This window comes from Streptomyces sp. NBC_00386 (genome assembly GCF_036063235.1).
In the GTDB taxonomy this organism is placed as follows: domain Bacteria; phylum Actinomycetota; class Actinomycetes; order Streptomycetales; family Streptomycetaceae; genus Streptomyces.
In genome coordinates, this window is sequence record NZ_CP107950.1 from 330,966 (window position 1) to 352,348 (window position 21,383).

General features: G+C 65.8%; 21 protein-coding genes and 6 pseudogenes. 12 read left to right on the forward strand and 15 right to left on the reverse strand.

The annotated features are described in order from the left end of the window. The first annotated feature begins 458 nt into the window (after positions 1 to 458). Complete coding sequence (locus OG780_RS01305) at positions 459 to 854, forward strand: contact-dependent growth inhibition system immunity protein (protein WP_328443764.1); 396 nt, start codon at positions 459 to 461, stop codon at positions 852 to 854. Between the two features lie 167 nt (positions 855 to 1,021). On the opposite strand, the gene OG780_RS01310 is transcribed toward OG780_RS01305, so the two are convergent. Both OG780_RS01310 and OG780_RS01315 read right to left on the reverse strand, forming a co-directional pair. After that, positions 1,022 to 1,558 carry a hypothetical protein gene (locus tag OG780_RS01310; RefSeq protein ID WP_328443766.1) on the reverse strand — a complete coding sequence of 179 codons (537 nt, stop codon included), beginning with the start codon at positions 1,556 to 1,558 and terminating at the stop codon, positions 1,022 to 1,024. A gap of 150 nt (positions 1,559 to 1,708) precedes the next feature. Next, positions 1,709 to 2,140, reverse strand: a pseudogene (locus tag OG780_RS01315) (IS5 family transposase); the annotation flags it as partial. Positions 2,141 to 2,261: 121 nt separating this feature from the next. Here OG780_RS01315 and OG780_RS01320 point away from each other — a divergent pair. The 3 genes and pseudogenes from OG780_RS01320 to OG780_RS01330 all read left to right on the forward strand — a co-directional run. Beyond that, a complete protein-coding gene (locus OG780_RS01320; protein ID WP_328443768.1) occupies positions 2,262 to 2,552 on the forward strand; it encodes a hypothetical protein in 291 nt (96 codons plus the stop codon). 606 nt (positions 2,553 to 3,158) lie between these two features. Next, positions 3,159 to 3,503 carry a hypothetical protein gene (locus tag OG780_RS01325; protein ID WP_328443770.1) on the forward strand — a complete coding sequence of 115 codons (345 nt, stop codon included), beginning with the start codon at positions 3,159 to 3,161 and terminating at the stop codon, positions 3,501 to 3,503. A gap of 89 nt (positions 3,504 to 3,592) precedes the next feature. Then, positions 3,593 to 3,713 (forward strand): annotated as a pseudogene (locus tag OG780_RS01330) (helicase C-terminal domain-containing protein); the annotation flags it as partial. 160 nt (positions 3,714 to 3,873) lie between these two features. On the opposite strand, the gene OG780_RS01335 reads toward OG780_RS01330, so the two are convergent. Next, positions 3,874 to 4,656: a hypothetical protein gene (locus OG780_RS01335; RefSeq protein ID WP_328443772.1), complete on the reverse strand. Its 783-nt coding sequence runs from the start codon at positions 4,654 to 4,656 to the stop codon at positions 3,874 to 3,876. Between the two features lie 455 nt (positions 4,657 to 5,111). Next, positions 5,112 to 6,293: a PP2C family protein-serine/threonine phosphatase gene (locus OG780_RS01340; protein ID WP_443062290.1), complete on the reverse strand. Its 1,182-nt coding sequence runs from the start codon at positions 6,291 to 6,293 to the stop codon at positions 5,112 to 5,114. Positions 6,294 to 6,754: 461 nt separating this feature from the next. On the opposite strand from OG780_RS01340, the pseudogene OG780_RS01345 reads away from it, so the two are divergent. After that, positions 6,755 to 7,444, forward strand: a pseudogene (locus OG780_RS01345) (PHP domain-containing protein); the annotation flags it as partial. Positions 7,445 to 7,462: 18 nt separating this feature from the next. On the opposite strand, the gene OG780_RS01350 reads toward OG780_RS01345, so the two are convergent. Beyond that, on the reverse strand, positions 7,463 to 7,846 hold the full coding sequence (locus tag OG780_RS01350; protein WP_328457814.1) for a winged helix-turn-helix transcriptional regulator: 384 nt from the start codon (positions 7,844 to 7,846) through the stop codon (positions 7,463 to 7,465). 132 nt (positions 7,847 to 7,978) lie between these two features. Here OG780_RS01350 and OG780_RS01355 point away from each other — a divergent pair, with 132 nt between their 5' ends. Beyond that, complete coding sequence (locus OG780_RS01355) at positions 7,979 to 8,917, forward strand: zinc-dependent alcohol dehydrogenase family protein (RefSeq protein ID WP_328457816.1); 939 nt, start codon at positions 7,979 to 7,981, stop codon at positions 8,915 to 8,917. A 105-nt stretch (positions 8,918 to 9,022) separates the two neighbouring features. Here the strand turns inward: OG780_RS01355 and OG780_RS01360 are convergent, their stop codons facing one another. After that, entirely contained in the window at positions 9,023 to 9,547 is a 525-nt protein-coding gene (locus OG780_RS01360; RefSeq protein WP_328443776.1) for a hypothetical protein, read from the reverse strand. A gap of 134 nt (positions 9,548 to 9,681) precedes the next feature. Beyond that, complete coding sequence (locus OG780_RS01365) at positions 9,682 to 10,320, reverse strand: TetR/AcrR family transcriptional regulator (RefSeq protein ID WP_328443778.1); 639 nt, start codon at positions 10,318 to 10,320, stop codon at positions 9,682 to 9,684. Between the two features lie 94 nt (positions 10,321 to 10,414). Here OG780_RS01365 and OG780_RS01370 point away from each other — a divergent pair, with 94 nt between their 5' ends. Continuing rightward, positions 10,415 to 11,377, forward strand: a complete 963-nt coding sequence (locus tag OG780_RS01370) for a zinc-binding dehydrogenase (protein WP_328443780.1) — start codon at positions 10,415 to 10,417, stop codon at positions 11,375 to 11,377. 40 nt (positions 11,378 to 11,417) lie between these two features. Here the strand turns inward: OG780_RS01370 and OG780_RS44485 are convergent. Together OG780_RS44485 and OG780_RS01375 are read right to left on the reverse strand one after the other, a co-directional pair. Beyond that, positions 11,418 to 11,699 (reverse strand): annotated as a pseudogene (locus OG780_RS44485) (DUF4158 domain-containing protein); the annotation flags it as partial. Positions 11,700 to 11,813: 114 nt separating this feature from the next. Beyond that, entirely contained in the window at positions 11,814 to 12,062 is a 249-nt protein-coding gene (locus OG780_RS01375) for a hypothetical protein (RefSeq protein WP_328443782.1), read from the reverse strand. Between the two features lie 211 nt (positions 12,063 to 12,273). Here OG780_RS01375 and OG780_RS01380 point away from each other — a divergent pair, with 211 nt between their 5' ends. Together OG780_RS01380 and OG780_RS01385 are read left to right on the forward strand one after the other, a co-directional pair. Further along, positions 12,274 to 12,801 (forward strand): DUF4236 domain-containing protein, encoded by a 528-nt coding sequence (locus tag OG780_RS01380; protein WP_328443784.1) that lies wholly within the window; start codon positions 12,274 to 12,276, stop codon positions 12,799 to 12,801. Between the two features lie 329 nt (positions 12,802 to 13,130). Next, a protein-coding gene (locus OG780_RS01385; RefSeq protein ID WP_328443786.1) for an IS5 family transposase occupies positions 13,131 to 13,947 on the forward strand; the annotation gives its coding sequence in 2 pieces (ribosomal slippage) (positions 13,131 to 13,480 and positions 13,479 to 13,947; 819 coding nt in all). A 233-nt stretch (positions 13,948 to 14,180) separates the two neighbouring features. Here the strand turns inward: OG780_RS01385 and OG780_RS01390 are convergent. After that, entirely contained in the window at positions 14,181 to 14,633 is a 453-nt protein-coding gene (locus OG780_RS01390) for a hypothetical protein (protein ID WP_328443788.1), read from the reverse strand. Between the two features lie 81 nt (positions 14,634 to 14,714). Then, positions 14,715 to 15,449 (reverse strand): hypothetical protein, encoded by a 735-nt coding sequence (locus OG780_RS01395; protein WP_328443790.1) that lies wholly within the window; start codon positions 15,447 to 15,449, stop codon positions 14,715 to 14,717. A 711-nt stretch (positions 15,450 to 16,160) separates the two neighbouring features. Here OG780_RS01395 and OG780_RS01400 point away from each other — a divergent pair. Then, positions 16,161 to 16,289, forward strand: a pseudogene (locus OG780_RS01400) (IS5/IS1182 family transposase); the annotation flags it as partial. 8 nt (positions 16,290 to 16,297) lie between these two features. On the opposite strand, the gene OG780_RS01405 reads toward OG780_RS01400, so the two are convergent. Together OG780_RS01405 and OG780_RS01410 are read right to left on the reverse strand one after the other, a co-directional pair. After that, a complete protein-coding gene (locus tag OG780_RS01405; protein WP_328443792.1) occupies positions 16,298 to 17,113 on the reverse strand; it encodes an IS5 family transposase in 816 nt (271 codons plus the stop codon). Positions 17,114 to 17,197: 84 nt separating this feature from the next. Further along, entirely contained in the window at positions 17,198 to 17,449 is a 252-nt protein-coding gene (locus OG780_RS01410) for a hypothetical protein (RefSeq protein ID WP_328443794.1), read from the reverse strand. Between the two features lie 73 nt (positions 17,450 to 17,522). On the opposite strand from OG780_RS01410, the gene OG780_RS01415 reads away from it, so the two are divergent. After that, positions 17,523 to 18,236 (forward strand): LmeA family phospholipid-binding protein, encoded by a 714-nt coding sequence (locus OG780_RS01415; RefSeq protein ID WP_328443796.1) that lies wholly within the window; start codon positions 17,523 to 17,525, stop codon positions 18,234 to 18,236. 251 nt (positions 18,237 to 18,487) lie between these two features. Here the strand turns inward: OG780_RS01415 and OG780_RS01420 are convergent, their stop codons facing one another. Continuing rightward, positions 18,488 to 18,802, reverse strand: coding sequence for a hypothetical protein (locus OG780_RS01420; protein ID WP_328443798.1), 315 nt, complete (start codon positions 18,800 to 18,802; stop codon positions 18,488 to 18,490). 541 nt (positions 18,803 to 19,343) lie between these two features. Between OG780_RS01420 and OG780_RS01425 the strand changes: the two genes are divergently transcribed. Beyond that, the gene (locus OG780_RS01425; protein WP_328443800.1) at positions 19,344 to 20,564 is read left to right on the forward strand and encodes an IS30 family transposase; all 1,221 of its coding nucleotides are present in this window, start codon (positions 19,344 to 19,346) and stop codon (positions 20,562 to 20,564) included. A gap of 372 nt (positions 20,565 to 20,936) precedes the next feature. Here the strand turns inward: OG780_RS01425 and OG780_RS01430 are convergent. Further along, a pseudogene (locus OG780_RS01430) lies at positions 20,937 to 21,320 on the reverse strand (kinase); the annotation flags it as partial. Positions 21,321 to 21,383: the final 63 nt, after the last annotated feature.

Here is a 21,383-nt window from a genome sequence, read left to right on the forward strand (position 1 = left end):
GCAGCGCTGCAACGAGCTGGTCACCAGCAGCCGGCGGAGACATCGGCGGTCTACTGCCCGAGTAGGACCCCGTCGACTCACGAACTCATGGACGACGGAACCCGCGTTCGGGGTCGCGGTCCTGGTCGGAGTCGAACGCACCCCGCGCGATGGCGACCTGGGCGCAACCTCGCCATCGGCGCCCTCTGGCTGAGCGGCGTCAAGAACATCGCCGCCGGCCTCCGTCGCAACGCACGCGACGCCCGCCGGCCCCTCGCCCTCCTTGGCCTTGCGTGATCACAAAACGGGCGCCCAGCGACTATGCCGAAGCCTTGCCTGGTAGACGGGTTCTCGACCGAGATCACCCGTGTCCGCCAGGAGCTTCGTCGTTGCGCAGGACTGTCCAACTCGCGGTCAGCACCGCCAGCTTGGAAAAGGCTCAGACCGCGTTTGAGATCTGGTTGTAGGACAATCGATCGGTGACGCCCCCCTTGCATCGTGACCGCTCCCTTGAAGAGCTTGAACACGACCGCTGGCCAGCCCCGTCAGCCGACGACACCCGCCTTGTCGCTACTGCACTCGCCTTGCGGCGTCGGCCGATCGGCGAGCTGACCGTCGAAGACATGCGCTTGTTGATCAGGCAGGACATAGGCCTGCCCTACCTCCTGCCACTGGCACTGGAGGTGCTGCGGGACAACCCGATGGCAGAGGGGCACATGTACGAAGGCGATCTGCTGTCCGCGGTCCTCACCAGGAACCCAGCGGTCTGGACCGAGTTTCCCGAACTCGGCCGAGAGCTTCGCGCGATCGTCTCGAAGCTGACCGGCCTGCCCTCTGACGCGCAACAGAGGGCTGAGCGCCTTCTGGCTCCATAGAGCACCGACGCAGGACGCTCCCCGTGGAAGAGAAGGCCGACGTATCTACAGAACATCTCGCAGGAGCAAGCGCCGGCCCGGACGCGTCGCTGGTCGGCCACGGGTGAGTCGACGGGCCATGATGCCGATCATTGCCCAGCGGATCATGGTCTCCGAGAGGTCGTTTCTTATGGTGCAGGTGAGGGCTGGGTGGTCTGGGGGAAGCCCAGCCGGTCAAGCAGCGAGCTGAAGAGGTCTTCTGCGAAGGCCTCGTGTGAGCGAAGCAGCTCTTCGATTCTGAATATCTGTGTCGTAACCGGGATGCCGGCGGCTGCGGCCCAGGCAACGGCGCCCGCGGCGTCGGTGGAAATCTCCGCATCGAGCTCCGCACGCTTATGTCTGACGGCGTCGTGGAACTCCGGCGTGTCCAGCCACAAGAGCTGATCATCGAGGTCCTCAGGCTCCTTGACCAAGAGCCTGGCTGCTATGTCCAGGTTCAGCCATGCCTGCCAACGCTGTCCGGTGGTGTCCAGCCCGGTCACGAGAGCGAGGGAACTGTCGGAGACGTCGGCGACGCAGGCCTGTGCCCTGCTCCACTCAACCAAGGCGGGCAGGTCCGCGTCGTCCCATACCCCGTGATCGAACTGGAGCGTCTGCCAGCCGCCCGGCCGTGACTCCCATGTGTGCACGGTGGCCTTGAGCTCTTCGTCGAAGCTGTCGAACACGGGAGCTTCCAGCAGAGGGCGGTTGCTGCGGGCAAAGACCAGGTGACCCGAAAATCCCACGGAAGTTCCTCCTTCGAGATGTTGGGCGCACCTTATGGGCTGCCACTGACACCGCAGGGATGGTCGGCATCCGCTCGCCGTCAGGCCGGCTCATCTACTGAGACGGCGATACCCGATGAGAGCTGCGGCGATGGCAACGAACGCGAGGAAGTGCTCGGCTTTGCGTTCATAGCGGCGGTGCAGACGTCGGCAGCCGGCCAGCCAGGACACGGTTCCCTCGACCACCCAGCGATGGCGGCCCAGCCGCTGGGAAGACTCGCGGCCCCTGCGAGCGATGCGGTGGCGGATGCCGCGATCTCGAAGCCCCCGGCGCAGGCGGTCGTAGTCATAACCCTTGTCGGCGTGCAGTTTCGCCGGCCGTCGGCGCCGGGGGCCGCGGCGGGACCGGATGGGCGGGATGGGCGGGATGCCACGCACGAGTGGTTCAAGGCCCTGGCTGTCGTGCATGTTCGCGCCGGAGATGCCCAGGGACAGCGGCAGCCCGTTCCTGTCGGTGATCAGGTGGATCTTCGATGCGGACTGGTTCGCCTGCACCATCGGTGCGGGACGGTGGTCGCGAAGACCGCGCCGTCGGGACGGTCGGAGCTGCGCCGAGCGGAGTACGGGGGCGTGCCTTGCCTGGCAGACAGTCGTTGGCCCGGACATGAGAAAGATGATCACGCGCGGGGTCTTGGTAGCCGCGGCTGTGGCCGCCACCGCTGCGGCGGGAGCCTCCCCCACCTTCGCCGACAACGACAGCAACTTCGGCGGCGGTGTGAACGCCGCCAACAACTGGAACTTCACCGCAGCCGCAGTGTGCCTGCAGGAAGTCGCGGTCGTACCCGTACTGGGCGACTACATCGGCGACCACACCAACAACTGCTCGAACGGAAACGTCATCGACCATGCCGCGAAGGCCGCAGGAAAGACGGTGAACGACCTGACAGGCCACTGACGGCCGAGCCCGGAACGTGGGCCACTGCCACCAGACACCGCAGCGGCCCACGGAATCGCCCTCACGCACCGTGCCGCAAACCGCCCCGGAACCTGATAGCGCGGCGGATCAGTCGGGGACCTGCACGGTGACGTACAGGTCCCCTGGCGCACCGCCGTGCGTGCCGGGGCCGCCGAGCTCGGATCCGAACCTCCTGACCATCCTGACCCGGCGCAGCTTAAGGCAATGAGGAAAGGCCGGCAGGTATGGGGGATGGAGCCGATTGAACGGGGTTCCTTCATTTCCTTGCAGGAGCCTTCCGGCGCCGCACAGAGGGAGGGTTGACGGGAGCGCAAGAATGCGTAAAATGTCGTCTCGACACATCAAAGATAAAGCCGAGAAGCATCCGCGAGAAATGGCATCAAGCGATCCGCGTGACGGCCTGACTTGTTGTTTTTGATCTTGGTTCGTGATAGACTTAGCACATGAACAAGCGGGGAATCGCGCGCCTCTAGCGCACAATCCAGGCAACACCCATGCCCGGAGTGAGCAGTAAGCTCAAACCGGGCTATTTTTGTACCCAAAAACAGGGAAACCGTTTGCCGCACATCTACCGAAAGGAACAAAATGGACACCGGAAGCAGCATTGAGACTGAGAACAAGACGACTGAGAGCCAGGCCCCTGAACAGGGAAGATGCCCAGAAGGGGGGCAGGTTGTAAGCCGCTGGAAGGGGTGGAGTCGCAGGGTCAAGGGTGATGGAGAGCTGCGAGTCGCACAGATTAACCGAGGAACTGCATGGATTCGCACACTTGGTGTTGTTGTCGGTGCCCTTCTGACGGTGATTATTGGTGTCAGCTCTAGCGTGGAAGTAAACGTAGTAGTGAATAAGCCTGCGATTAGCGTAGAGAATGGAACGGTGAACTACAGTGGAGATGCCTATAGCGTGGAGGTGAAGATGGGAGATAAGTAATTCCCAATCGTCTTGCGCTATGGTGTCGAGTTTAACTCGGCCCCTTTTTTTATGCCTTCTTTAGGGCGGCCTGTGAAACAGAAGGTGATGAGGAGTGCGGAGGCAATGGCTTCATGGCCGTCGCCGTCACCCCTGATGGCGCAGGGCGCTGGCCGTCTCGTCCGCGCGTCCGGTGACCGCGGTGTGGTCGCCGTACTGGACCAGCGCCTGCTACGGCAGTTGTCTGACAAACGGCGGCGGGTCCTGATGCGACAAAGCCGCCCCGTGCTGAGCGCGCTACGTGGCCAGGCTGGCCACGTAGCGCGCTCAGGTTCTGCACGGCGTACGTCGCAATGCCGCTTCTCGAGGGGATGCGGTCCGCGCGCGTCGCCTACCGCACGGCGACGTAGTCCCCGGTCGACGACTTCGCCCCGGAGGTGGAGTTTCCGTAGTACGTCCATCGCCACGTCCCCGGCCCGGTGGCCTTCACCCTGGTCCTGAGCGCGCCCGTGTTACTCGAGGTCGCCTTCTTGACCGTGGTGTACGAGGAGGCGCCCGCCGCCTTGAACTGCAGGCTCACCGTGCGGCCCGCGTACCCCTGGTAGGTGTGGGTGTCCCAGTTCGCCCGGGTGACCTGGCCGGTCACGGTGATCGTCTTCCCTGCCGCGACCGGCTCGGGCGAGGCGTTGACGGTGACGCGTGTAGCCCGCTTGACCTGCAAGGGGAGGTTCTTGTCGTCGGTGTCGTGGGCGTCACCGGCGAGAAAGACCCGAGCGGCAGTTTTCCAGGTGCCGGCATCCTCGTTTCCGAAGTCAGAGTTCCGCGGGTCGATGTACAGCCACTCCTTGAAGTCGCAGACTCCGTTGGCCTTGTCCACGACCTTGCAGTCGCTGGTGATGACGGAGCTGTGCAGGGTGTCCCCCGTGTCGGGCTTCCCCCGGTAAGGGAACACCGTCGGCCCGTAGTCGTATCTGAGCCTGGTCGTCATCCGGAAGGACGCCGGCACTTCGACCTCCTCCGTGACCCCGATGACGATCGGCTTCCCGCCGTTCACCGCGACTCGGGTGAAGGAGACCCCGCCCTCCGCCGCCCCGGCCGGCACCGCCGCCACCCCTGTGAACACGACCGCCGCTCCACCGGCCACCACCGCGCTCCACATCGACTTCTTCCCCATCCTCGCCTTCCCCATCTTCGAGCCCGTTCTCTCCCCCGCAGCCCGAAACGGACTGCGGGCGCACCGGCCAGAGGGTCATCCTCAGCGGCCAACTGTGGGACAGGGGAGGGCTGTTCGCGGTTGTATGCGGGGTGGCAACGATTCGATCACCACGGCATCGCTCTGGCTCGGGTTCCTGGGCGGACCCGGTGGCTTCACGGAGGATCCGGTTCCCGAGCGCTCACATCCGCGCGGCGACCAGAAGAATGGCGACCGTTCACGACAGTTGGCGAGCGAGAAGGTGCGTCTTGGCCGGCCACGACGGCTCTGTTCATCGCACTCGACGAGGTGTGTTCGCGATAGATGGCGAATCCGTGGGCGCCACGCCCGGTTCGATAGGTGAAACCGCAGCGTGGTCGGAGCGTTTCAGTTGGCGGGATACGTAACCTGTGGCGCGTCCGCTGGTGACGCGCGGGTCATAGGCGGATGACGATCAAGGCGACGTCGTCGCGGGCGCCGCTGCTGACACCGAGGTCCGCGAGCAGGGCGTCGGCAAGGCCTTCGGGCTCGTGGTCTGCATGGCGGGCGAGCGCGTCGGTGAGGCGTTGCAGGCTGGCGTCGATGTCCTCGCCGCGGCGTTCGATGAGGCCGTCGGTGTAGAGCACGAAGGTGTCACCGCGGGTGTAGCTCAGGTCGGCATGGGGGTGGGGAACGGGTTCGGGGCGGGCTCCCAGAGGAGGGTCGGTGGCCCGGTCTAGAAGGTCGAAGGTGCCGTCCGGGTGGACCAGGACGGGGGGCGGGTGGCCGGCGCTGCTGTACATGATGCGGCGAGCGCGGGTGTCGACGACGGCTTGGACGACGGTGGCGGCCAGCGCACCCTCCACGTCGCGTGCGTACAGGCCCAGGACGTCCAGGGCCCTCGCGGGCCGTTCGACGGCCCGGACGACGGCGGACAACGCGCTGCGGAGCATCCCCATGACGGCGGCGGCCTCCAGGCCGTGGCCGACGACGTCGCCGACCGCGACGGCGAATCTGTCCTCGGGCAGGTCGACCACGTCGTACCAGTCGCCGCACACGTTCAGTGACCCGGCGGCGGGCAGGTAACGCACCGCGGTGTCTCGGTGCCGGGCCAGATGTGGCGAGTGGAGCATGGCCTCCTGCAAGGTGACGGCGACCTGGCGTTCCCGGGCGTGGGCTTGGCGCAGTTCCTCGTTCAGTCGCTTGAGCTCAAGCGCCCGTGCGTACAGTTCGACCTCCCTTGCCTCCACGTCGCTGAGCGCACCGCCTTCTCGCAGGCGGGGGTGGGAGCGGATGAACGAGGTCACGTCCTCCCCCCGGTGGAGGATCCACTGCACCTGCCCGTCCGGCCCGAGCACCGGGGTGTTGATCGCGGACCACCACCGCTCCTCGAACACGCCGGGCCGGGCGGCCACGGGAATGTCGTACTTCATCGGCGCCATCGTGTCCGGCTCTTTCGAGCGCAGGACCCGGTGCAGGGAGGCCTGCAGATTCCGCACGCCGTCGGCATCCGGGTCCGCCGGATTGTCAGGGAAGGCATCGAAGAGATAGCGCCCGAGCAGATCCTCCCGGGTACGGCCGGTCACCCGGCAGGCCGCCTCGTTGATGTCCGCGAGCACCAGATCCGGGCCCAGCACCATGCAGGGGCTGGGGGTGACGGAGAACAGCGCCTGGTAGTCGATCGCCGGCCTTGCCACACGGTGCAGCCGTGCATCCTCACCAGGACTGCTCTCGTGCCTCACCCTTACGTTCTACCGTTCGTCCGCGTCCTCGGCACCTGGGCCCATCGCCTGCCCTCGGCCCGTAAGCACCTTCCACGTGCCCGCCTGACCACACCTCTCGGGACCGCACGTGAACGGCGCTGGCGCAACCGCGCCGAACGGTTGCCCGCCAACTTTGCCGATCGGCTCGCCGACTCAAGCCACTCAGCTGGGCTCGGTTCGCTGCGTGAACATCCGTCACCTAGCGCGAACAGTCACAGGCATCGCACGAGTGCGTGAAGAGAGGCCAGGTTCATTTATTCACACATTTGTTCGGATGCTGGTTGTGGTGGATACCTGGAGAGGTCATAGATCAGGGAGGGCTGCGGGGGATTCTGGGGGTGTGGAGCGGTGGATTTACTCATCTGCATGTCGCTTCCGGCTATTCGGCCCGCTATGGCACATCCCTCCCCGACGTTCTCGTCCAGCGCGCCGTCGAGCGCGGGATGACGACGCTCGCTTTGACCGACCGGGACACCGTCGCGGGCACGGTCCTCTTCACCAACGCTGCCGCGGCCGCCGGTGTCCGTCCCGTCTTCGGCGTCGACGTGGCCGTCGCCCCGCTCACGGCACCGCACCCTGTTGCCGGTCGTTCGCGGACACCGGCGCACGGCGGTGCGCACGTCCTTGAGTCGCCGCTGCGGGTCACGCTGCTCGCGCAGAATCTGTTCGGGTGGGCGCGGCTGTCCCGCCTGGTGTCCGCCGCGCACGCCGAGGCTGGAGACGGTCTGCCGGTCGTGTCGTGGCCGGACCTGCGCGCGTACGCGGACGGGGACCTGGTCGTGCCGCTCGGTCCGTCCGCTGAGCCGATGCGGGCGTTGTCCCCCGGCCGCCCCGACATCGCCGAGCGGCTGCTCGCGCCGTGGCGCGAGCTCGCGGGCGACCGGCTACGCCTGAAAGCTGTGCATCTGGGGCTGGAGGGCACGGGGGCGGGCTCTCTGCGGCTGGCGGCGCGCACCGTGGGCCTGGGCGACCAGCTCGGTGTCCGAACGGTCCTGCCCAACGCGGTCCTCGACGCTGCCCGCCGACGAGGCCGCCCATCGCCGAGATCAACCCGCCGTGCGGGCCCGAGCAGAAGTAGCGGCTTCCGCCGCCTCCTGGAAGTCGACGATGGCCCCGCCGTAGTCCCTCGCCCAGTTCGTCAGGACCTCGATGGGCTCGACGAGGGTCCGGCCAAGGTCGGTGAGGCTGTACTCGACCCGCCGTGGCGCTTCGGCACGGCGTTCGACCAGACCGTACTGCTGGAGCCGGCGCAGCGTCTGGGTGAGGACCTTGCGCGAGATGCCGCCGATGAGGTCGACGAGCTCACCGTGCCTGCGAGGCTGACGGCTGAGCCCGAAGAGCACGAGCACGGCCCATTTGTCGGCGATGATCTCGACCGCCAGACGCGTGGGGCAGTCGGCGAGGAAGGCTGGTCCAGCCACGTTCTGCATGAAAATCGAAGGTACCAGGAGGTAACCCACGGCTCCGTAACGTCTTCCGCGAGCAACGAAACCAGCACCGGATGCGGAGGAGTCACCATGCCACGAGTCGTCGTGTTCGATGAGTTCGGCGGGCCGGATGTCATGCACGTCGTAGAGGAGCCGGTCGTCGAGCCCACCGCCGGCGAGGTACGGGTCAGGATCGAAGCGTTCGCCGTCAACCCGCTCGACCAGATGATGCGTTCCGGTACCTCGCCCGCAACCGTCCCCCTGCCACACGCTCGCCTCGGCGTCGAAGGAACCGGCGTGGTCGACGCGCTGGGCCCCGAGAACACCGGGCTGAAGATCGGCGATCCGGTCATTCTCACGGCCGTTCCGGACGCGAGCGCCAGGGGCAGCTATGCCGAGTACACCACGGTCCCCGCGAGCCAGGTCGTCGCCCGGCCGGCCGGGCTCGGAATCACGGAGGCGGCGGCGATCTGGGTCGCGTACTCCACCGCCTACGGGGCGCTTGTCGAGAAGGCGAGGATACGGCCTGGCGACCACGTCCTCATCACTGCCGCGTCCGGCGGCGTCGGCCGGGCGGCAATGCAGATCGCCAATCAGATCGGCGCCGTGCCCATCGCCATCACTCGGCACACGGCGAGGAAGGACGACCTGCTCGCCGCCGGCGCCGCCGCGGTCATTGCCACCGACCACATGGACGTCGTCGAAGCCGTCCGCCACCACACCGGCGGGACCGGCGCCGACATCGTCCTCGACGTCGTCATGGGCCCCGGCCAGCAGGATCTCCTGAAGGCGGCCCGCCCCGGCGGGACACTGGTCGCCGCGGGCTTCCTGGACCCTCGGCCCACGTCCTTCCCGAGAAGCGCGCCGCTCACGATCTTCAGCTACCGGAGCTTCGAGCACACCCTCGACGGCGTCGTGGTGAAACGCATGGCGGCCTTCCTGAACGCCGGTGTACGTCTCGGTGCACTGCGGCCCGCCATCGACAAGGTGTTCGCCCTCAACGACGTCGTCGAGGCACACCGCCACCTCGAGAAGGGGCTCCACGCCGGGAAGAAGATCGTCGTCACGGTCTAGGAACGGACCAGAAGGAGCCGCCTTCAAGGAAGTCGGGTGGCTCGCCGGTCAGACCGAGTAGGGACAGGCTGATGTGCTGGTGGGCGGGCTTGTCCGGGTGGCTGTTCATCTGCTGCACCACGGTGGACACCGACAGGTGGGCGGGTGCGTGCCCGGCGGTGGCTCTGCTGTCACCGCCTGGCTGAGCAGGTCCGGGAACAGTCCTGCTTTGGCCTGCTGGTGGGGCTGAGCGGACGACACGATCACCAGCCCGGCACCGGTCCTGCTCTGCCATTGGGTGCCGAGGCGGGCGATGGACAGTTCCCGGTTGACGGTGTCGGCATCCGTCTCGTCCGCCCGCCCCGCCGCCATTTCGGCCAGGAGCTCCGGCAACGCCGCGTCGTCGATCGTGGTGACGGGGAAGACGGGCGGCTTCGCGCCCCGGCGGGTCGGTCCGGTCGGCGCCGGCTCGCCGGCGAGCATCCACCCCACGTTGTCAGCGATCCGGTAGATCCGGGCGGAGGATTTCGCGATGCCCGCGCCGGTGAGGTGCCTCTCGACCGCCGCAGTGTTCGACGAGGGCTGGGCGGACAGGGACACCACCCGGGCGCGCGGCAGTGGGAGCGCGCCCTCGCCCCCGAGTTCGGTCACTGGTTCGATCACCGTGTCGGACCCGCCCTTCGGCGCTGCCGCAGTAAATGCGTACACCTCGCCCCGGCGGCCGGATCGGTCCGCCGCAGGTCGCGAAGATCACCGTAGAGATTCTGCCGCAGTGAATCCGGCGTTCACCGCGACAGGCCGTCGGGTGGTACGGATGCCAGCCGTGCCGCTGGTGGTAGTGGTGCGTGCCGAGGGCAGGCTTCGAACGCCTGGATCACCAACCCTGAAAAGCGTCGGGAGGCCTTGACCTGGCCGACGGTCGATGTGGCGTGGATCCCCTTGTTGGCCATGAGTATGAGAATCAGGTCGTCCAGGACGAAGTCGGACCGCAGGTGCCCCGCTTCCTTGGCTCGCTGAGCCAGTTCGGCGACTGCTTTCACCGTGTACTCACGGCCGGCGGCGACATCCTTCACCTCCGGGTAGGTCGACAGGAAGGCTTCGGTGAAGCCCCGATCGCGTGCGTGCAGCTCACAGATCCTCTCGATCACCAGGCACAGGCCACGCCACGGATCAGGATCGGCGCACCCCTCGTCGACAATGGCGCGACACGCATTCAGCTGGTCCGCGAAGGCCTCGGTGACCAGCATCTGCTTGGTCGGGAAGCGACGGTACAAGGTGGCAGGTCCCACCCCGGCACGCCGCGCGACCTCCCGCATCGGCACGTCCAGGCCGTCGGTGGAGAACAGCGCTCGGGCCGCGTCGAGGATGCGTTCGCGGTTGTCCAGCGCGTCGGAGCGCAACGTATGAGGCAAACGGTCGGTCACCACTCTCACTTTACCTAAACGGACGGGGGCGTCCGTTACCGTCCGAGACGTAGAAGCTCTCGCGCTTGAGCTGTCCGGGAACCTGGAGACCACGTTGAAGGCAATCTCGATCCAGACGTTCGGAAGTCCTGACGGTCTGGCCGTTGTCGACCTGCCGATACCCGCGCCTGCTGCCGGGCAGGTACTGATAGCCGCCGAGGCGGTGGGCGTCGGTGGTGTCGACACCGTGATCCGAAGCGGGGCTCTGGCCGCCTACGGCTTCAAGGAGGGTCACATCCCGGGTAGCGAGGTGGCGGGCACCGTGACCGCGGTCGGTGACGGCGTCGACACGTCGTGGATCGGCCTGCGGGTGTGGGGCTTCACCGGCACCGGCGGAGGCTACGTCGAACAGGCCATCGTGCCGGTCGAGCAGATTCTTCCCCTGCCCAGCAGCCTGTCCGCTGCTGCCGCGGTGACGCTCGGCAGTTCCGGTGCGGTGGCCCACTTCGGGCTTCGCCACGCCCATTTCGCTCCCGGGGAGACGGTCTTGGTGCGTGGCGCGGCCGGCAGTATCGGGATCATGGCAGTGCAGCTCGCGGCTCGCGGTGGTGCCGCCGCGGTGGCGGTCACGACATCATCATCCGAGCGCGGCGAGCGGCTGCGCCGTCTCGGCGCGACCCACGTGCTGGACCGCTCCGGCGACGGAGGAAAAGAGGCTCCAGCGGGCTATGACGTCATCATCGACGTTGTGGCCGGTGAGGACATGCCGTCGTTCTTCGACAGGCTCAACCCGAACGGCCGCATGGTGGCCGTGGGCGCTGTCGCAGGTCAGCCGCCTGCGGACTTCGGGACGAAGATCATGGCGGCGTTCCAGAAGTCGATGTCCTTCGCCACTTTCAGCGCAGCTACCGTCACCCCAGCCGACCTGCGTGCCGTGCGCAGCAAGCAGTTCGGCGCAGCCAGCCGCGGCGAGATCGAAGCGGTGGTGCATGCGCTGCTGCCGCTGGACGAAGCTGTGCTGGCGCACCAGAAGATGGACGCGGGTGAAGTCTTCGGCAGGATCGTGCTGACACCGTAGCCCCGCGCTCTCTCCTCTGCTCCGGCCGCCGCTCCTTGCAGGCGACGTGCTCGGCGAGCCAGGCCGTCAGCTTGTCCGCGTCCGCGACGCTGCACTCACGAAAGCCCAGGTGCCCACGGCTCTGCGCACGGTGGTACTCGATCGTCCGACCGCTCCACTCATACGCGTCCAGCTCGGACGCGGGTACCTGTACCTGCCGGGCGGCGAACTCCACTGCCTCGCCCGGCAGCTCGAACCGGCCCCCGGGGAACCGGCCGTACTGCGTGTAGAACTTCAGCAGCACGGCGAAACCCAGTAGCGTCGCACCCCGCTTGCCGGACACGAGCCCCTGCTCGTCCCTTCAACAGCGTCCAATGCTCGACCATGTCGTCCAGGTCCAAAGAGGTACAGGCCAAGGTCGTCGATCGTCCTCTCGAGGCTTCTCCCCCCGAGGCTGCTATATCAAGTCAAGCTGCTTGAGGAAGATCTCCAGGGACGGCCTGCTGCGTGGGTGATCTCCTCGTTCGAGGAGCTTGAAGAGCTGCCGGCAGATGGTCCGCTTGAGGCAGCGCTGTGCGTCTCTCGCAGTCTTTCCCTCGCTGATCCGCCGGGCGAGCCCGAGTCCCACGCCGACCACGGGAAGTGACACGCCCGCCGCCACGGGCGTGGCCGAGGCGGGCATCCCGGCTTGGTCGTCGTTGAGCACCCTTGGACGGCCCAGGGACGGCCCAGCCATGGCGCGTTCGGCTGACGGCCGGGACTTTCGACACGCCCCGTCTGAACCTCAGCCGACGACAGTCAGCCACGACGGTGGGTGCCCCACCCGACCACGCAGCAGACCCCACCGATCTCTGGCAGATCAGCCCAAAGCTGGTGGTATCCGAGCTAGCCTGCTACTCCAATGCCTTGGGGGATGTATGGGACTGCGCATCAACAAGTCGTTCAAGATCGCGCCAGGCGTGCGCGTTCGACTCGGCAGCAAGTCGAGCAGCCTGAGTATCGGAGGCAAAGCCGGGCGGGTCACCATGAACAGTCGCGGGCGCCGGACCACGACAGTGCGCCTTGCCCCTGGAGCGTCCTACTCCACCTCCACCTCTCGCGCGGGCTCTAGCCCCACAAAGCCCAAGCTGGCCCGCTCTGTTCCAGAAATCCCAGCGGCTCCTACGGTGAGCGCTCCCCTTGGTCCGCTCATCGCACCACGCCGAAAGACGATTGACGGCTGGATTGCGGCAGACCTACACGGCGTCGTCGTCCACCGGCAGGCCCTCGACGACGCGCGTATCCCGTTGGTCCAGCTCGTCAGTGCAGAGCTGGACGGTAAGGAACTGACTCTGAAAACCTCAGACGTGGTGACGTACCGCCTGATGCTGACCACGTTCTCCGCCGCACGAGATCTCCACTTCGTAGAGACCTTGGCTCGTGCCGCGCGACTGACTCAGAGCTGACCTCAGTAACAATCTGTTCTCCTGCCACACCCGCATTAGGAGTTCGATCCGAGCCCGCTACCGCTGCTCTCGGTGAATGGCGGGACGGCTGCGACAACGTCGCTGCTGTACGCCCTTGTCCGGCGTCGTTGATGTCAGCCTTAGATGTCAGAAACCTTCTGATCCGTAGCCCTACAGAGCGCCTTCGTTGAGGGTCATGAAGCCTGAAGCTGTCTGCCGACTGCGGCAACTGCCCATGACAGCAACTCAGCCCCACGCATTGAGGGATCATCTTGGTGGCCCTGTACTTAGACCGTGTCCTACGTGGTGAGGCGGACGTTGGTCTGTGCATGGGGCGGGGTACGTGGAGTTGGATTGTTCCGGACGGCCTGTGGGAGATCGCGAAGCCGCTGATCCCACCTTCGAAGGCGCGGCCGCAGGGCGGCGGAACGCAGGACACGCCTGATGAGACGCTGTTCGCGGCCATCATCTACGTCCTGGTCAGCGGCTGCGCCTGGCGGGCCCTGCCGCCCTGCTTCGGCATATCGAAGTCGACCGCGCATCGAAGATTCCTGATCTGGTCGAGAGCCGGTGTCTGGGGACGTCTGCACGAGGCCGTGCTGCACCGGCTCGACGACGCCGGCCTCATCGACGTCACCCGTGTCGTCCTCGACACCGCCCACGTCCGGGCTAAAAAAGGGCGAACATACAGGTCCGAGCCCTGTGGACCGGGGCAAGCCGGGTTCCAAGATGCACGTTCTGTCGGACGCGAACGGACTGCCCCTCCTCGTCGGCATCTCGGCCGGCAACACCCATGACAGCGAAGGGCTCAAACCCATGATCGAGGGTCACCAAACGAGACACGACCCTCACAACGGCCGCCATTTCAAGCCCCAGCGCCTCCACGCCGACAAAGCTTACGACCGAGCCGACCTGCGCAGATGGCTCAGATGGAAGCGCATCGGCGTGCGCATCGCCCGCAAAGGGATCGAGTCCAGCGAGCGATTAGGGCGACGCCGCTGGGTCATCGAGCGGACGATGTCCTGGCTATCCGGCTACCGACGCTTGAGCCCTCGCTACGAACGCAATCCCCGCAACTACCTGGCCTTTCTCGGCCTCGCCGCCGCACTCTGCTGTTACAAACGACTCGTCCGCCTCACCACGTAGGACACGGTCTTAGGAGTTCGCTCGCAGCGCGGTGCGGCGTGCAGGAACGGCGCCTGATGGCCGCTCGCCGATCCGGCGCTGGTCGCCGCGGTGCACCATCGTTCGCCGCCGTTGATGTCAGCTGGTGATGTCAGCCCCGACGGGCTATGCACTGACAGCCAACTCCCTTACCCGCTGCCGGGCTTGGGAGGGGGCGGGCAGATGATCCCAAGGCCGCCTGCCCCTTCCGGTCATCACATGGCGTGAGTTCCGGACAGGATGGCCAGGGACCAGTGCACATCAGTGCCATCCACCTTCACGGACAGGTGCTTCTGCTCGTCGGCGGCGGTATAGACACGACCGATGGTGAGCGGGTCACCACACGTGATCTTGGACGGGTCTGAGTCCTGTGGTCCGTACTGGATTGTCATGGTGCCTCTACCCGTACAGAGCGCGTGGATGGTGTACACCTTCTTGGTCGACGTGAACACCGGCAACGCGCGACTGCTTGTGCCGGTGGTCACCGGAAGCAGAAAGTCGGGCTTCTCCGGGAGGGCCAGAACATCTCCAGGGTTCTTCTTGGGGCTCGCCGTCGTTGCGCTCGGCGGCGAAGTGGCCGGACCCTGCGAGCTGTCGTGGCCGTCGTTGGCGTCGCATGCCGAGAGCAGGAGAGCGAACAGGATTGACGCGGCGACACTTCGGCGCATGCGATGACTCCTCTGGTGAGTAGGTGGGACGTGCTCTTGGCGCCGACGATCACGACGAGGCGCCCCATCACGGCATGCGGGCTAGCTGTGAACGCGCCAGCCCTCGCGGTACGGAGCCCATACGTTCATATACTGCTTGTCGCCGATCCTGCAGTTGTCGTACTGCATCGCGGCGTAGCCCTCCACGTTCTCCTTCATGATGCCGTAGTCGCCCTTGACCGTGGAGTGAGCCTTCACCTTGCCACCGGTCTCGACGCCCAGCTCAGATGTCCAACTCTTACTTGCGTTGCCGTTGACGTCGACCTTCAGCTTGCCGAGCCACAAGACCTTGATCTCACCACTGACGGTTACCGACGTGCCGATGGTCGTCGTGCCCGACTTCTTGGATGTGAACTTGAAGTCGACGGGGTAGGACAAGTCATTCTTGACGAACGTCTTGTCCTTGACCGACATCGTGTTCTTCGTGTTCTTGGTGATATGGACGAACCATGACGTCTCACAGCGCGTCGCGTCGGGAAACAGCTCATCACCGGGCTTACCCGGGAATTCTGGTTCGACAGGATCGGTAGTCACATCGGTCTCACCCGGGATGGGGGCATCTTCCTCAAGTGCCCCGCCACCATCTGATCCTGGCACCGCACCTGCACTCGGATTACCAGTCACGCTTCCGGGCTCGACAGGCGCATCGCCGGTGACCATGGGCGGCGCCACGCGGCTGACTCCTGCTGTCGGGCCGTCGGCTGCGAAGGCTGGCACGCTGGTCGCCAACATGAGCAGCCCGCTGAATCCGACGAAAATGCCAGATCTCTTCGGCATGAGTCCCCCTAAATTCTGCCAACTCCGTGCAGTGCTGGCCTCTGAGATGAGCTCATCATGACCATGGCGAAAGACTGCGAGACTTGAGCATCATCTGAGCAAGAATCTGATCTAACATCAAAGTGGGCCTACCGCAGCAATGACATAGATGATGATGGAGGGGCTCGCGTTCCACCTCCCAGCAACTAAAGCTGGCGGGAGCCGGGCCTCAGGAAAGGTTCATTATTGAAGTAGGGTGGCGCTGATCTTTCAGTCATCCAGCGGCGGAGCCGCCGACGTTTGTCAGCGCTGGTTGTCGTCGAGCGCCCACAGACATCCCGATAGCTCCTCGCGCACTCGCGGTTGTTGACGTAGGTAGTACGGGGCCTCTCGACGCCAAATACGTCACCACTGCCGGGCCAGGAGAGCGCCGAATGCAGTGAACGGAACCTGGTGCGGCTGGCGGGGCGCCGTTCATCGGTCGCGGAAGGTACACAGCGCTGGGCATAAGATTGGAACCTGTGGCCTCATCCTTATCAGGTCAATGACGGGGTGCTGCCGGTGTTGGTCCACCCACCCGGCGCCTCGACTGGCTGTCCGCTGACGTTCAGCGTTGACCACGGCCGTTCGCCCTTGTTGGTGTCAGTCGCTGATGTCAGGAGAATCATCGGGTTTGACTCCCCGCCGCAAGACCGGTCCGGGGATCCGCCGGTCGTGACGCTGGTGTCCACATTTCAATGGCTCAAGCAGTTCCGCGCGATAGCGACTCGGTTCGACAAGCTCGCGGATGGCTACCAGGCCGGGCGCCGCGTTGCCTCGCTGATCCTGTGGCTCCGCGAGCTTGCGTCGGCAATGACTTAGACCGTGTCCTACGTGGTGAGGCGGACGAGTCGTTTGTAACAGCAGAGTGCGGCGGCGAGGCCGAGAAAGGCCAGGTAGTTGCGGGGATTGCGTTCGTAGCGAGGGCTCAAGCGTCGGTAGCCGGATAGCCAGGACATCGTCCGCTCGATGACCCAGCGGCGTCGCCCTAATCGCTCGCTGGACTCGATCCCTTTGCGGGCGATGCGCACGCCGATGCGCTTCCATCTGAGCCATCTGCGCAGGTCGGCTCGGTCGTAAGCTTTGTCGGCGTGGAGGCGCTGGGGCTTGAAATGGCGGCCGTTGTGAGGGTCGTGTCTCGTTTGGTGACCCTCGATCATGGGTTTGAGCCCTTCGCTGTCATGGGTGTTGCCGGCCGAGATGCCGACGAGGAGGGGCAGTCCGTTCGCGTCCGACAGAACGTGCATCTTGGAACCCGGCTTGCCCCGGTCCACAGGGCTCGGACCTGTATGTTCGCCCTTTTTAGCCCGGACGTGGGCGGTGTCGAGGACGACACGGGTGACGTCGATGAGGCCGGCGTCGTCGAGCCGGTGCAGCACGGCCTCGTGCAGACGTCCCCAGACACCGGCTCTCGACCAGATCAGGAATCTTCGATGCGCGGTCGACTTCGATATGCCGAAGCAGGGCGGCAGGGCCCGCCAGGCGCAGCCGCTGACCAGGACGTAGATGATGGCCGCGAACAGCGTCTCATCAGGCGTGTCCTGCGTTCCGCCGCCCTGCGGCCGCGCCTTCGAAGGTGGGATCAGCGGCTTCGCGATCTCCCACAGGCCGTCCGGAACAATCCAACTCCACGTACCCCGCCCCATGCACAGACCAACGTCCGCCTCACCACGTAGGACACGGTCTTAGAGGTCGTAACACGATGATGAGCAGGCCTTCTTGAGGCGTCGTCAGCAGATCAGACTGCAGGCGAGGGAGACGAAGGCGTCGTGGAGCTCGATGCGGCGTTCCCGGCGGACGGCGAGGCGTTTGAAGTGGTGGAGCAGGGCGAAGGTCTGCTCGACGACGTAACGGAGCTTGCCCATGCCCTTGATGTTCGGGGCGCCCTTGCGGGAGATGACAGGCAGGATCCGCCGCTTGCGGAGCTCTTCGCGGTCCAGATCACAGATCTTGCACGGCGGGGCAATGCCTTTGCCAAGCATCCTTCCCTGTACCTGCCAGATACCGCATGATCACCAAAGGTGATCGAACAAATGAGCGTGTGAAGGAAGTGGCGTGAGTCGAAGATGGGTCAAGGTCTTGGTGATCACGATGGTGGCGCTCGCAGTGCTCTTCACTGCGGTCGACCGGATAGCCGTGCATTACGCGGACAAGGAGGTTGCCCAGCTCGCAAGGGAGAAGTACGGCTACGAGAACACCACTGACGGATATCTGGACTTGTCGATCGAGGGCTTCCCGTTCCTGACCCAGGCCGCCAGTGGAGAGTTCGATCACGTCACCTTAAACGCGGGCATGTTCTACGTCGACACCACGACCAACGCGCAGGGCGGCTACCTACACATCGACCGTCTCCACCTTGATCTGCATGATGTGAACGTAGGCTCGCTGACCGCGCGTAGTGCTGAAGCGAATCTCGTCACCGGCACCCTGAACCTGTCCTACAAGGAATTATCCAGTGTGGTGACGCGGCTGGCCGGCCACGGCAGTCAGCTGACGGTCTCACCAGCTCCTGGATCGAGCGGCCAGGCGGCACGTGTCAAGGTCTCAGGCACTATCGAGGGAAGGGCGGTGGACGCCACGGGGACGCTCCTTGCGCAAGGCGAAGAGATCACCCTGAATATTCCGGGTGTCGAGCAAGCCAACATGGTGTGGCAAGTCGGCCTTCCGGCCGGTGCCGACTTCTCAGCGGCCCGCAGCAACCAGGATGGTGTGGAGATGAGCATTGTCGGGCACCAAGTGCGTCTCGGCTCATCGCGCTATCACATGTGACTCAGTCCTGCCGTAGCGCCGTCCTCCTGGCCCCGGCGCTCAGGACAGCCGTCGTCTTCCGAGGCGGTCCGCTGAGCGTCGCTCCTGACTCTGGACCGTGTAGCAAAGCCGTCCAACTCCGGCTGACGATTTCGGCACAGGGGTGATGGCCCTACTCGGGGGGCTTCTCCTGAGTCTTGACAAGGGCTGCCTCGCCGTTGCGCAGCACTGGTCGGGAAGGTCGTGGCCGAACGTCGGAATCCTCGGACACATCACTTCGGCGTCACGCCCTCGCAGCTCTCCGAAACTTCCACCACCTCGAAGATCACCGGGAAATCGGTGATCTGCTGGTTCGGGCCCGGCTGGGAGTTGCAGATCTTCCACGCGGCTGGGTCGTCCACTGGACGGCCCTGTCCGCTCGCGTCTTTGAAGGTCATGTCGAGTTCGGAGCTCATCTGCTCGTACGCGCGCCCGGCGTTGCCGCCGATGACATCGGGCATGGTGGCGGCGACCGGCTCGGGGTTTGCCGAACGACGCGTCTCGGCGGCCCCCGAGCTGGTCGTGGTACTCGCCGAGACGTCCGGCACGGATGACGCTCCGCAAGCAGTGACTGAGGCCAGGAGAGTGGCGACGAGGGTGGGTCTCAGAAGCTTGGCGACGAGCATGTCATGTTCCCCTCAATGTGACGGCGGTTCCGAACAGTATTCAATCCGATGATCGTGTCCAGTCGGAGTTCGTCCAGCGGAACGGCTCGGGACCAAGTGATCGCGGCCAGGCCTGTTCCCTGCCAGCCTTCCCACCACTCACCCCAGTTCCCATCCCGTCTGCCGTCGACCCACACACCGTGGAGCGGGCGTGATTCCTGGCGTCCAGGTGGAGCGCGCCACTGTACGAACGACTGTGAGGATTGGTTGCGGCATCGCTCGGGGGTCTGACCCACCGAACGAATGACGCTTCGGGCTGTCCTTTCAGAACGGACCATGAGGGGACCCTCCTGAACAATCTTGAAAACCGTCGTGGCAGCGATGTCACCGTGGGTTCAAATCCCACACCCACCGCAGGTGAACGGCCCCTGACCAGGTAACTTGAGTTCTAGGAGTCGTCGCAACACCCCAGTTGGGGAGTGCGATGGACTTCGAGATTCGGGACCGGTCGGTCAACCAGGGACGCCGTAGGTTGACCGAGGAACGGCGCATCTACCTTCAGCTCGTGCAACAGGGCATGAGCAGTGTGGAAGCGTGCCGGATCGTCGGGATCAACTACCGGACGGGAAAGCGGTGGCGTAACGGCCGCGCCCCGTCCGGCAGGACGGTCGGGGCGCCACCGATCCCTGCGGTGGCGCCTTCGGGTCCTTCCCGCCACCTCCGTGAAGCCGACCGGATCCATATCGCCGACCGGCTGCGGGAGAAGACCACGATCCGGCAGATCGCCGCCGAGCTGGGCCGCAGCCCCTCCACGACCAGCCGGGAGATCCGCCGCAACGGCACGGTCGACCCGCGCGGAGCCCGGCACTACCGCCCGCACTCGGCCCAGGCCCGGGCCGACAGCCGGCGCCCCCGCCCCAAGCCGGGGAAGATCGCCCAGAACCCGGAACTGCGCGCCTTCATCCAGGAGTATCTGGACCTGCGATGGAGTCCGGAGCAGATATGCCAGGCCCTGCGCACCCGCTTCCCCCAACGGTCGGAGCTGCACGTGGTCCACGAGACCGTCTACCAGGCCCTCTACGTCCAGGGCAGAGGCGAGCTGCGCCGTGAGCTCGCCAAGGCACTACGGACCGGTCGCGTCCGGCGCAAGCCCCGCCGCCAGGCCCAGCAGCGCCAGCCCCGCTTCCGCGACCCCATGGTGATGATCAGCGAACGACCCGCTGAAGCGGAGGACCGGGCCGTGCCCGGTCACTGGGAAGGCGACCTGATCATCGGCAAGGACGGCACCTCTGCCATCGGCACGCTCGTCGAGCGCTCCACCCGCTACGTGATGCTGCTGCACCTGCCGAACGGCCGGGGCACCGAACCGGTCCGCGATGCCCTGGTCGAGACGGTCCAGACACTGCCCGCCCATCTGAAGCGGTCACTGACCTGGGACCAGGGCAGCGAGATGGGCCGTCACCGCGAGTTCACCATTGCCAGCGCAGTCCCGGTCTACTTCTGCGACCCGGCCAGCCCATGGCAGCGCGGCTCCAACGAAAACACCAACGGGCTGCTGCGGCAGTACTTCCCCAAGAGCACCGACCTGTCCGTCCACACCCGTGAGCACCTGGACGCGGTCGCCGCCGAACTCAACGGCCGCCCACGCAAAACGCTCGGCTGGGAAACCCCAGCCGAGCGGCTGCATAAACTCCTCACGGCCTGATCAACACGACCGTTGTTGCGACGACCCCTAGAAAGCGCCGCCCGGACGTTCCAGCTCGCCGCGCAGCACCGCAGCCTGGTGGCAGGTCAGCAACACCCGCCCGGTCCGGCTCCAGCATCCCGTAGGGGCCACCCAGTCCCGTTCGGCGTCCTCGCCGGAGCAGTCGAAGTCACCGACCACGACAAGAACGGCTTCGCGCTGCCCCCGGGTGACGCGGCCGCGGACGACGTCGGCGTACGACTGGGAGCTGAAGCCGCGGACCACGAGCACCAGGACGCCCGCCTCGGCGAGCCGGCCGGTGAGCTGTTGGCGCAGGGTGTCTTTCTCCACGGCTACGTACAGGGCGTGCTCCTGGCCCTCGGTCCGGTCGAGGCGGTACCAATCGCGCAGCTGCGTCTCGTTGACGTCGTCGGCGATCGGCTTGGTGGCGTGCCGGGTGAGGGTTTCGCCGAACGGCACGTCCAGGTAGTAGCCGCGGTGGTCGGCGCGCAGCTGCGCGAGCATGTCGTAGGGGATGCCTTCGACCGCAACGTGGAATCCGGCGTCCAGGGCGTAGCGGGCGGTCAGGTCGATCAGGCCGATGTTCGCGGCACCGGGCCGGTCGCACTCCCGGAGCACGATGCGGCGGAGGTTGTCCTGGCCGACCAGGGCCAGGCCGCGGCCGAACCGCTCACGCAGGCCGGCCGCGACGGACGACTTCCGTGAGGCGCTGTTGCCGCGGACCACGACTAGCCGGGTTTCTTCGGTGCCCACCATCAGGGCCCTCACGTTAATTCTTCTTCGGCGACCCGGACTCGCGCGGTACCTGCGCCCTGGACA

Excerpts from the sequence above, each read along its gene's own strand:
- OG780_RS01340 (WP_443062290.1), bottom strand. The coding sequence starts at position 6,293 with ATGGTGCTGGGCCCGGATCTGGTGCTCGCGGACATCAACGAGGCGGCC.
- OG780_RS01325 (WP_328443770.1), top strand. The coding sequence starts at position 3,159 with ATGGACACCGGAAGCAGCATTGAGACTGAGAACAAGACGACTGAGAGC.
- OG780_RS01350 (WP_328457814.1), bottom strand. The coding sequence starts at position 7,846 with ATGCAGAACGTGGCTGGACCAGCCTTCCTCGCCGACTGCCCCACGCGT.
- OG780_RS01355 (WP_328457816.1), top strand. The coding sequence starts at position 7,979 with ATGCACGTCGTAGAGGAGCCGGTCGTCGAGCCCACCGCCGGCGAGGTA.
- OG780_RS01380 (WP_328443784.1), top strand. The coding sequence starts at position 12,274 with ATGGGACTGCGCATCAACAAGTCGTTCAAGATCGCGCCAGGCGTGCGC.
- OG780_RS01410 (WP_328443794.1), bottom strand. The coding sequence starts at position 17,449 with ATGCTTGGCAAAGGCATTGCCCCGCCGTGCAAGATCTGTGATCTGGAC.
- OG780_RS01395 (WP_328443790.1), bottom strand. The coding sequence starts at position 15,449 with ATGCCGAAGAGATCTGGCATTTTCGTCGGATTCAGCGGGCTGCTCATG.
- OG780_RS01335 (WP_328443772.1), bottom strand. The coding sequence starts at position 4,656 with ATGGGGAAGAAGTCGATGTGGAGCGCGGTGGTGGCCGGTGGAGCGGCG.
- OG780_RS01405 (WP_328443792.1), bottom strand. The coding sequence starts at position 17,113 with ATGGGGCGGGGTACGTGGAGTTGGATTGTTCCGGACGGCCTGTGGGAG.
- OG780_RS01390 (WP_328443788.1), bottom strand. The coding sequence starts at position 14,633 with ATGCGCCGAAGTGTCGCCGCGTCAATCCTGTTCGCTCTCCTGCTCTCG.
- OG780_RS01425 (WP_328443800.1), top strand. The coding sequence starts at position 19,344 with ATGGACTTCGAGATTCGGGACCGGTCGGTCAACCAGGGACGCCGTAGG.
- OG780_RS01320 (WP_328443768.1), top strand. The coding sequence starts at position 2,262 with ATGAGAAAGATGATCACGCGCGGGGTCTTGGTAGCCGCGGCTGTGGCC.